This is a genomic window from Pseudomonas sp. Pse35 (assembly GCF_024519715.1).
Taxonomy (GTDB): Bacteria; Pseudomonadota; Gammaproteobacteria; order Pseudomonadales; family Pseudomonadaceae; genus Aquipseudomonas; species Aquipseudomonas paracarnis.
The window spans coordinates 1-9,055 of the sequence record NZ_JALJRP010000060.1 but is presented as its reverse complement, the minus strand read 5'-3'; the positions used below and the strand labels follow the sequence as shown (position 1 = coordinate 9,055).

The following is a 9,055-nucleotide window of genomic DNA, read 5'->3' as shown; positions in this document are numbered from 1 at the left end:
CACGTCGAACTCGCGGTTCAATGTGTTCGGGATATCCAGTCTTTCTACTGTTGCTAGTTTGTAGGCATGGGAGCAGGGTTGTTTGCTGACTAAATCAAGCTCGCGCATCAAGCTGCGCAATTTGAATCGACCGACCTGCTCACCGTCTTCACGCATCAGCGACAGGATGCTGCGAATGCCCGCAGCGCTACGACTTTTCGAGAACAGCGCACTGACGCGACTACGCAATCGAAGCCGTTCAACATCGGGCGTGCGGCGCTGCAGGCGCTGGGCGTAGTAACACGAGCGAGTGACGTCAAACACCTTGCACAGCCAATCAACCGGCTCATGGGTGCTCAACTGGGCAATCAGCGCGAACGCTCGTGATCTTCCGACATCAAGAGCGCGGTAGCCTTTTTTAGTATTGATTTCTCTCGCTCAAGCCGAGCAATCCGGGCTTCCAGCTCCTGAATTTTTTGCTGTTCCGGAGTCAGTGCTTTGCTCTGCGGGGTGACGCCTTTATGTTCTTTCTGAATCTGGTCAACCCAGCGACGCAATGCCGATTCACCAATGCCGAGTGAACGGCTGGCTTCGGTGTAGCTGTAGTTTTGCTTGAGCACAAGATCGGCAGCCTCGCGCTTGAATTCAGGAGTAAAGGAGCGGCGTTGTTTGGTCAGCTGACACCTCGATCTGGCGAGCATTCTCGTCAAAATGGGTGTCCGGTTTCATTAGACCACTACAGTTATAGGCATTTCTCATCAAGGTTGCATATGCTCGATTCTCCAGAAAAGGGCTATTCTGGCCTTCAGACGAGACCCCGTCCTCTACAACACTCTCCTAACAAAGTCACCAACCTGCCTTGGGGTGCACTACCTGAAACGTTACTGGTTGCTCTAGCCTAACCTCCACTCCAGACGAGCTCAAAATGAGAAGGTTCTTAGGATTGCAATTGTGCATGCTGGCCTTCACTCACTCGGTCCACACGTGAAAACACGTGAAAAACGTTAAATTAGGTAAGTAACTGATTTATGGAAGATAAAACAAATTTAACCGTTAGCAGGGCACCAGAAGTCGTGAGCGACTCTCGACTGGCCACCACCCTGACAGCCGAAAACCTTCAGCATGCCAGCCAGCAGGCGCAGGCGCTGCGCGTGGAATTGCGCAAGGCCGTGATTGGCCAGGACCTTGTGATTGACGACGTGCTCACCGCCCTGATCGCAGGCGGCCACGTATTGCTGGAAGGCGTGCCAGGCCTGGGCAAGACCTTGCTGGTACGAGCCCTGGCCCGCTGCTTTGGCGGTGATTTCGCCCGTATCCAGTTCACCCCGGACCTGATGCCCAGCGATGTCACCGGCCACGCCGTTTACGACCTGCAGACCGAACAGTTCAAACTGCGCAAGGGGCCGATATTCACCCACCTGTTGCTGGCCGATGAGATCAACCGTGCCCCCGCCAAGACCCAGGCAGCGCTGCTGGAAGCCATGCAGGAACGTCAAGTGACCCTGGAGGGCGAGGCGTTGCCCATCGGCCAGCCCTTCATGGTGCTGGCGACCCAGAACCCCATCGAACAGGAAGGCACCTACCCACTGCCCGAGGCCGAGCTGGACCGGTTCATGCTCAAGGTGCGAATGGACTACCCAGATGCTCTACAAGAGCTGGATATGGTCCGCGAAGTGACGCGCTCGTCCAAGGCCGACATGCTGGAGGTACAGCCGTTGCGTACGGTGCTGCAAGCCGCGGACGTAGTAACGATGCAGCAAATTGCCAGTGACCTGCCACTCGATGAGCAGGTGCTCGACTACGCCGTGCGCCTGGCCCGTGCCACGCGCAGTTGGCCGGGGCTGGCCATCGGTGCCGGCCCCAGGGCCTCCATCGCCCTGGTACGCGGGGCACGTGCCCGTGCGCTGTTGCGCGGTGGCGAATTCGTCACCCCCGATGACATCAAGGGCTGCGCCCTGGCGGTACTGCGTCACCGGGTACGCATCGCACCAGAACTGGACATCGACGGCTTGGAAGTCGACCAGGTGCTCCAGCAGTTACTCGACCAGATTGCAGCACCAAGGCAATGACGCGGCCATGAAACCGACTCGTCTGCTGCTGACCTGGCTGGGCGTTCTGCTCGGTTTGAACATCTTGTTGGGCGCCTCGGCAGCGTTGCAGTTCAAAGTGCCCGCCACCTTGCATTCGGTAGCCTGGGGCCTGCTGCTGGCCCTGTTGCTGCTGGCGATGCTGGATGCTGCACGCTTGCGTCGCCGCCCTTCGGCCCGCGTGTACAGAACATTGCCTGGTAGCCTGGCGCTGGGGCGCTGGGAAGAAATACGCCTGTGCCTGGAGCACGACTACCCGCAACCTCTGACCGTGCAGGTGTTCGATCACGTGCCCGATGGCCTGGCTGTGGAGAACCTGCCTCAATCCATTCAACTACGCCCCGGTGAGCGTGCCGAGCTGGGCTATCGCGTACGCCCCTTGCGGCGCGGGCACTTCCATTTCAGTCGCTGCGAACTGCTGCTGCCCAGCCCATTGGGGCTGTGGTCGGCACGACGCTGGGTCGAGACTCACGATGCCACTCGTGTTTACCCGGATTTCGCACGTTTATACGGTGCGCAGTTGCGGGGTGTGGATAACTGGCTCAGCCAACTGGGCGTGCGCCAACATCAGCGGCGAGGATTAGGCCTGGAGTTTCATCAACTGCGCGAGTTTCGTGAAGGTGACAGCCTGCGCCAGATCGACTGGAAAGCCACCGCCCGCCAACGAACGCCCATTGCCCGGGAGTACCAGGACGAACGCGACCAGCAAATCGTGTTCATGCTCGATTGCGGCCAGCACATGCGCAGCCAGGATGATGAACTGTCCCATTTTGACCACGCGCTCAATGCCTGCCTGCTGCTGAGCTACGTTGCCTTGAGACAGGGCGATGCCGTAGGGCTGTGCACGTTTGCCAGCGACCAGCCGCGGTACCTGAAGCCGGTCAAGGGCAGTGGCCAATTGAACCTGTTGCTCAATGCGGTCTATGACCTGCAGACCACGCGAAAAACCGCCGACTACCAGGCGGCCGCCAGCCAGTTGTTGGCACGTCAAAAACGCCGGGCACTGGTGATCATCGTCACCAACCTGCGGGATGAGGAGGATGAAGCGCTGATGGCTGCCGTCCAGCGTATCGGCAGGCATCACCGGGTACTGGTGGCCAGCCTGAGGGAAGAGGTCCTCGACCAACTACGCCAGGCGCCTGTGCAGACACTGCCCGAAGCGCTGGCTTACAGCGGCACGATCGATTACCTCAACACCCGCAACCAACGCCATGATCGCTTGAGTGCCCATGGGCTGTCGGTGCTGGATACCTTGCCATCGGCGCTGGGTGCCGGGCTGGTCACGCGCTATCTGGAGTGGAAAAAGGCCGGGGTATTCTGAGGATGACTGCGCAGGGGCATGGCCAGGAAACGGCCACGACCCCACGCATAATTCAGACAGAGGCCTGCAAAGGATAAAAGCTGAAGTACTGCAACAGCGCGTTGATCAGGTGCCGGTACTCTTCGGGCGCCTCAAGCACGCTGAACCCAGAGTCGTAATGCTGCGGGGTGACATCCTCGTGACTCCACAAGCAGGTTGCCGTGAGGTCAATTGCCTTGAACTCGCCTTGCGCCACCGGCACTTTCAAGCGTAGCTCGAAATCTACCTCGGTCATCATGGGTAACGAGCTGATCAGCATTAGACCGTTTTCAGACACATTTCCAAGATAGCCGATTGGCTTGTCAGTAATACGATTGAACACCTGCAGAAAATACGGCAGTTGATGCCGCTCGATCCTTCGTTCGGTAAACATGGTGAAGTCGCCATCCAATAGCCAAAAATCTGGCCGTGCCAGTGATTCGGAACAAGCAATCGCTCGCTCTCCCTGGATCTCGGTGTGACAACAGCTACCGCTTGTCACCAAACAGCTGCCGAATCCGGGCATTGCATCCGTTCGAATGGGTACTGCACAAACAGACATTCAAAGAATAGCGCAAGACTGGCGACAGGCCAGCCATGAAGCGACAAATACCCTTACAACGACGCAGGCCTTGGTTTTGCCAGGCCTGCAGCCGGCAGATGCCCCAGTTGCTGCAAGGTATCGAGCCGCGCACGGGCTCGATAGGCGTACTCGCTCGACGGGTAGTGGCCGATGATGAACTGATAGGTCTGTGCGGCATCGACAAAGAGTTTCTGGCGTTCCAGGCACTGCCCACGCAACATCGAAACCTCCGGTTGCACGTAGCGGCGAGTGCGGCTCTCGCGATCGACCTGGGACAACTCCAGGGTGACACGCTGGCAATCACCGACCCCATAGGCACGGTAAGCGTTGTTCAAATGGTGGTCCATCGACCAGCGGGTACAGCCGACAACACTGACGGCCAAGGCAGCAACGAGCAAAATTCGCATGGGGTTCTCCTGTCTTGTGCAGTGTATCGACCCCTGGTCGAAAATCTTCAAGGCGTTTGCCCATTCAACCGCAGCCAAAACAAGCCAATCGTCGATAAGTAGTGCAAACGAACAATGACTACAACGAAAGAGCATAGTAGCCTTCCCCAGCGCTTGAACTCAGGAGTCCGTGCATGTCCGTCCGTCGTACCAAAATCGTCGCCACCCTTGGCCCGGCCAGTAACTCGCCGGAAGTCCTCGAACAGCTGATTCTGGCTGGTTTGGACGTCGCCCGTCTGAACTTCTCCCACGGCACCCCGGACGAGCACAAGGCTCGCGCCAAGCTGGTGCGTGACCTCGCCGCCAAGCATGGCCGCTTCGTTGCACTCTTGGGCGACCTGCAAGGCCCGAAAATCCGTATCGCCAAATTCACCAACAAGCGGATCGAGCTGAAGATCGGTGACAAGTTCACCTTCTCCACCAGCCACCCGCTGACCGAAGGCACCCAGGACGTGGTGGGCATCGACTACCCGGACTTGGTCAAGGACTGCGGCGTCGGTGACGAACTGCTGCTGGACGACGGCCGTGTGGTGATGCGCGTTGACACTGCCACGCCGACCGAACTGAACTGCACCGTGATCATCGGCGGCCCGCTGTCCGACCACAAAGGCATCAACCGTCGCGGTGGTGGCCTGACGGCGCCGGCCCTGACTGAAAAAGACAAGGCCGACATCAAGCTCGCCGCCGAAATGGAAGTGGACTACCTCGCCGTGTCCTTCCCGCGCGACGCCGCCGACATGGAATACGCCCGTAAGCTGCGCGACGAAGCCGGCGGTACCGCCTGGCTGGTAGCGAAGATCGAACGTGCTGAAGCCGTGGCCGATGATGAAACCCTCGACGGCCTGATCAAGGCCTCCGATGCAGTGATGGTTGCCCGTGGCGACCTGGGCGTTGAAATCGGTGACGCCGAGCTGATCGGTATCCAGAAGAAGATCATCCTGCACGCACGCCGTCACAACAAAGCGGTGATCGTTGCGACCCAGATGATGGAGTCGATGATCCAGAACCCGATGCCGACCCGTGCCGAAGTGTCCGACGTGGCCAACGCCGTACTCGACTACACCGACGCCGTGATGCTCTCGGCTGAAAGTGCCGCCGGCCCTTACCCGCTGGAGGCCGTACAGGCCATGGCGCGTATCTGCGTCGGTGCCGAAAAGCACCCGACCAGCAAGACCTCCAGCCATCGCATCGGCAAGGTCTTCGAAAGCTGCGACCAGAGCATCGCCCTGGCTGCCATGTATACCGCCAACCACTTCCCGGGTGTCAAGGCCATCATCGCCTTGACCGAAAGTGGCTACACGCCGTTGATCATGTCGCGTATCCGCTCCTCGGTGCCTATCTACGCGTTCACCCCACACCGCGAAGCCCAGGCCCGCGCGGCCATGTTCCGTGGCGTGTACACCATCCCGTTCGACCCGGCGTCGCTGGCACCGAACGAAGTCAGCCAGAAGGCGATCGACGAGCTGGTCAAACGCGGCGTCGTGGAGAAAGGCGACTGGGTCATCCTGACCAAGGGCGACAGCTACCACACCACCGGTGGCACCAATGGCATGAAGATCCTGCATGTGGGCGACCCGCAGGTCTGAGTGACAGGCTGAAAAACAAAAGCCCCGCCCTGTGAATGGCGGGGCTTTTTGCATTTCAGTGCAGGCAGGCCAGCTCCCACAATAGTTAGACAACTCGGTCTACTGTGGGAGCTGGCTTGCCTGCGATGGCGTCATCAGCACCCGGCGTTAAACTCCGATACCGACTTGAGCAGGCTTTTCATAAAGTGAAAGGGCGGGATAGAAACACATCCGCCAGCAATTGATTACGCGGCAGTCCCGCCAGGAACAAGCGCTTGGAAAAGGCCTCGACGCTGGCAGGGTGCCCGCAAAGCAAGGCCAGGGTATGGCGGGAAACCAGCCGCAGTTGCGCCAATGCCGGCTGCAACTGCGCCGCGGTCCATAGCTCCACGGTCAGGTTCCCATGCCGGGCGGCAAGGGCTGCCAGGGGTTCAGCCAGATAATGACCTTCGGCCTCATGGGCCAGGTGAATCACGCGAATGTCGCCCTGGTGATCCTGGCGCAGCGCCTCGCGCAACACCCCCCACAAGGGCCCCAGGCCAGTACCGGAAGCCAGCAGCCACAACGGCCGCGATTGCCAGTCAGGGTCATAGTGCAGTGCTCCACCCCGCAGTTCACCCAGGCGCAAAGGATCACCGACCTTCAACTGTCGCGCCGCATCGCTGAATGCACCGGGTTGACGGCAGTCGATATGAAACTCCAGGTACGGCTCTTCCTGGGGCAAGCCCGCCAGAGAATAGGGGCGCGCCACCTGCCCCGCCCACAGCACCAGATGCTGCCCGGCGTTGTACCGCAGGGCACGTTCCGGTTGCAGGCGCAGGCGCAGTACCGTCGAACTCAGCCAATCGGCGCCCACCACCTGGGCGGGCAGGCCATCGCGCTGAGGGTCAAACGCTTCGACCTTCAGGTCCGCACTGACCCGGCACTGGCACGCCAGGCGCCAACCTTGCTGGCGCTGCGTCGGGCTCAAGGCTTCGGGCTGCTGGTCGTCAACCTCACCCTCGCAACGCACCAGGCACGCATGGCAACTGCCGGCCCTGCAACTGAAGGGCACGGCCACGCCGGCCTGATTCAAGGCATCCAGCAGGTTGCTGCCGAGGGATACAGACCAGTGGCGTTCGCCGACGTACAGTTCAGGCATATAAAGACTCAATCATAAGGAGCGCGCACAGGGAATCATGCCTGCGACAGTTTGACCATAGTCGGGTGTATCGGCCACCGTGCCGGGTTATACTGCCGCGCCTTTTTAGCGTCGCGCCTGCACCATTCTGGCGTGCCTTGGAAAGATGGCTTCAGCCGACCGATGCAACACTGGCGCCATCTTTATTGAATGTTCCCTTATAGAGGAGCGCGACTCATGACCGTGATCAAGCAAGACGACCTGATTCAGAGCGTTGCCGACGCCCTGCAATTCATTTCCTATTACCACCCCGTTGACTTCATCCAGGCCATGCACGAAGCCTACCTGCGCGAAGAATCGCCGGCAGCCCGTGACTCCATCGCCCAGATCCTGATCAACTCGCGCATGTGCGCCACCGGCCATCGCCCAATCTGCCAGGACACCGGTATCGTCACCGTGTTCGTGCGCGTGGGTATGGACGTGCGTTGGGACGGCGCCACCATGGGCCTGGACGACATGATCAACGAAGGCGTGCGTCGCGCCTACAACCTGCCAGAAAACGTCCTGCGCGCCTCGATCCTCGCCGACCCGGCAGGCGCCCGCAAGAACACCAAGGACAACACCCCCGCGGTCATCCACTACTCCATCGTCCCGGGCAACACCGTGGAAGTGGACGTGGCGGCCAAGGGTGGCGGCTCCGAGAACAAGTCGAAAATGGCCATGCTCAACCCGTCCGACTCGATCGTCGACTGGGTGCTCAAGACTGTTCCGACCATGGGCGCCGGCTGGTGCCCACCGGGCATGCTCGGCATCGGCATCGGCGGTACCGCCGAGAAAGCCGCGGTAATGGCCAAGGAAGTGTTGATGGAGTCCATCGACATCCACGAGCTGAAAAAGCGCGGCCCGCAGAACCGTATCGAAGAAATGCGCCTGGAGTTGTTCGAGAAGGTCAACCAACTGGGCATCGGCGCCCAGGGCCTGGGTGGCCTGACCACCGTGCTCGACGTGAAGATCATGGACTACCCGACCCACGCCGCGTCCCTGCCGGTGTGCATGATCCCCAACTGCGCCGCCACCCGTCACGCGCACTTCGTGCTGGACGGCTCGGGCCCGGCGTCGCTGGAAGCGCCATCGTTGGACGCCTACCCGGAAATCGTCTGGGAAGCCGGCCCATCGGCCCGTCGCGTCAACCTCGACACCCTGACTCCGGAAGAAGTGCAGAGCTGGAAGCCGGGCGAAACCGTACTGCTCAACGGCAAGATGCTTACCGGTCGCGACGCGGCGCACAAGCGCATGGTCGAGATGCTGAACAAGGGCGAAACCTTGCCGGTGGACCTCAAGGGCCGCTTTATCTACTACGTCGGCCCGGTTGATCCGGTGCGCGAAGAAGTGGTTGGCCCGGCGGGCCCGACCACCGCGACGCGGATGGACAAGTTCACCCGTCAGATCCTCGAGCAAACCGGCCTGTTGGGCATGATCGGCAAGTCCGAGCGCGGCCCGACCGCCATCGAAGCGATCAAGGACCACAAGGCCGTGTACCTGATGGCCGTGGGCGGCGCCGCTTACCTGGTGGCCCAGGCCATCAAGAAGTCGCGCGTGGTTGCCTTCGCCGAACTGGGTATGGAAGCCATCTACGAGTTCGACGTGAAAGACATGCCGGTCACCGTTGCAGTGGACAGCAAAGGTGAGTCCGTCCACATCACCGGTCCTGCCATCTGGCAGAAAAAGATCAGTGACAGCCTGGCGGTAGAAGTGCAGTAAGCACCTCTTCCAAAAGAATAAAGGCGACTGCGGCCCCATGGCCCAGTCGCCTTTTTTATGCCTGAAGCAAGGGAACTGCTCTTGCTCTTGCTCTTGCCCTGCTTTTGATCTTGATCCCAGGCGCCCCGTTAAACCACGCTGGCCGAACGCAGGCTTGAATTCGTGGGTAACCCGG

At 60.2% G+C, this 9,055-nt stretch carries 7 protein-coding genes and 1 pseudogene; 4 read left to right on the top strand and 4 right to left on the bottom strand.

The window, feature by feature from the left end; genetic code table 11:
* Nucleotides 1-656, bottom strand: a pseudogene (locus tag OC445_RS26580) (transposase); the annotation flags it as partial.
* 396 nt (nt 657-1,052) lie between these two features.
* Here OC445_RS26580 and OC445_RS26575 point away from each other — a divergent pair.
* Both OC445_RS26575 and OC445_RS26570 read left to right on the top strand, forming a co-directional pair.
* The gene (locus OC445_RS26575) at nt 1,053-2,048 is read left to right on the top strand and encodes an AAA family ATPase (protein ID WP_197900797.1); all 996 of its coding nucleotides are present in this window, start codon (nt 1,053-1,055) and stop codon (nt 2,046-2,048) included.
* A gap of 7 nt (nt 2,049-2,055) precedes the next feature.
* Nucleotides 2,056-3,387 (top strand): DUF58 domain-containing protein, encoded by a 1,332-nt coding sequence (locus OC445_RS26570; RefSeq protein ID WP_197900798.1) that lies wholly within the window; start codon nt 2,056-2,058, stop codon nt 3,385-3,387.
* Between the two features lie 52 nt (nt 3,388-3,439).
* Here the strand turns inward: OC445_RS26570 and OC445_RS26565 are convergent, their stop codons facing one another.
* Together OC445_RS26565 and OC445_RS26560 are read right to left on the bottom strand one after the other, a co-directional pair.
* On the bottom strand, nt 3,440-3,799 hold the full coding sequence (locus tag OC445_RS26565; RefSeq protein WP_019821226.1) for a PilZ domain-containing protein: 360 nt from the start codon (nt 3,797-3,799) through the stop codon (nt 3,440-3,442).
* 221 nt (nt 3,800-4,020) lie between these two features.
* Nucleotides 4,021-4,395, bottom strand: a complete 375-nt coding sequence (locus tag OC445_RS26560; RefSeq protein ID WP_003193903.1) for a tetratricopeptide repeat protein — start codon at nt 4,393-4,395, stop codon at nt 4,021-4,023.
* 173 nt (nt 4,396-4,568) lie between these two features.
* Between OC445_RS26560 and pyk the strand changes: the two genes are divergently transcribed.
* A complete protein-coding gene (pyk, locus tag OC445_RS26555) occupies nt 4,569-6,020 on the top strand; it encodes a pyruvate kinase (protein ID WP_003193904.1) in 1,452 nt (483 codons plus the stop codon).
* A gap of 178 nt (nt 6,021-6,198) precedes the next feature.
* On the opposite strand, the gene OC445_RS26550 is transcribed toward pyk, so the two are convergent.
* Complete coding sequence (locus OC445_RS26550) at nt 6,199-7,140, bottom strand: iron-sulfur-binding ferredoxin reductase (RefSeq protein WP_054897654.1); 942 nt, start codon at nt 7,138-7,140, stop codon at nt 6,199-6,201.
* A gap of 216 nt (nt 7,141-7,356) precedes the next feature.
* On the opposite strand from OC445_RS26550, the gene OC445_RS26545 reads away from it, so the two are divergent.
* Nucleotides 7,357-8,880 carry a fumarate hydratase gene (locus tag OC445_RS26545; protein ID WP_034128606.1) on the top strand — a complete coding sequence of 508 codons (1,524 nt, stop codon included), beginning with the start codon at nt 7,357-7,359 and terminating at the stop codon, nt 8,878-8,880.
* The last annotated feature ends 175 nt before the right edge of the window (nt 8,881-9,055 follow it).

Excerpts from the sequence above, each read along its gene's own strand:
- OC445_RS26570 (WP_197900798.1), top strand. The coding sequence starts at position 2,056 with ATGAAACCGACTCGTCTGCTGCTGACCTGGCTGGGCGTTCTGCTCGGT.
- OC445_RS26565 (WP_019821226.1), bottom strand. The coding sequence starts at position 3,799 with ATGTTTACCGAACGAAGGATCGAGCGGCATCAACTGCCGTATTTTCTG.
- OC445_RS26560 (WP_003193903.1), bottom strand. The coding sequence starts at position 4,395 with ATGCGAATTTTGCTCGTTGCTGCCTTGGCCGTCAGTGTTGTCGGCTGT.
- pyk (WP_003193904.1), top strand. The coding sequence starts at position 4,569 with ATGTCCGTCCGTCGTACCAAAATCGTCGCCACCCTTGGCCCGGCCAGT.
- OC445_RS26550 (WP_054897654.1), bottom strand. The coding sequence starts at position 7,140 with ATGCCTGAACTGTACGTCGGCGAACGCCACTGGTCTGTATCCCTCGGC.
- OC445_RS26545 (WP_034128606.1), top strand. The coding sequence starts at position 7,357 with ATGACCGTGATCAAGCAAGACGACCTGATTCAGAGCGTTGCCGACGCC.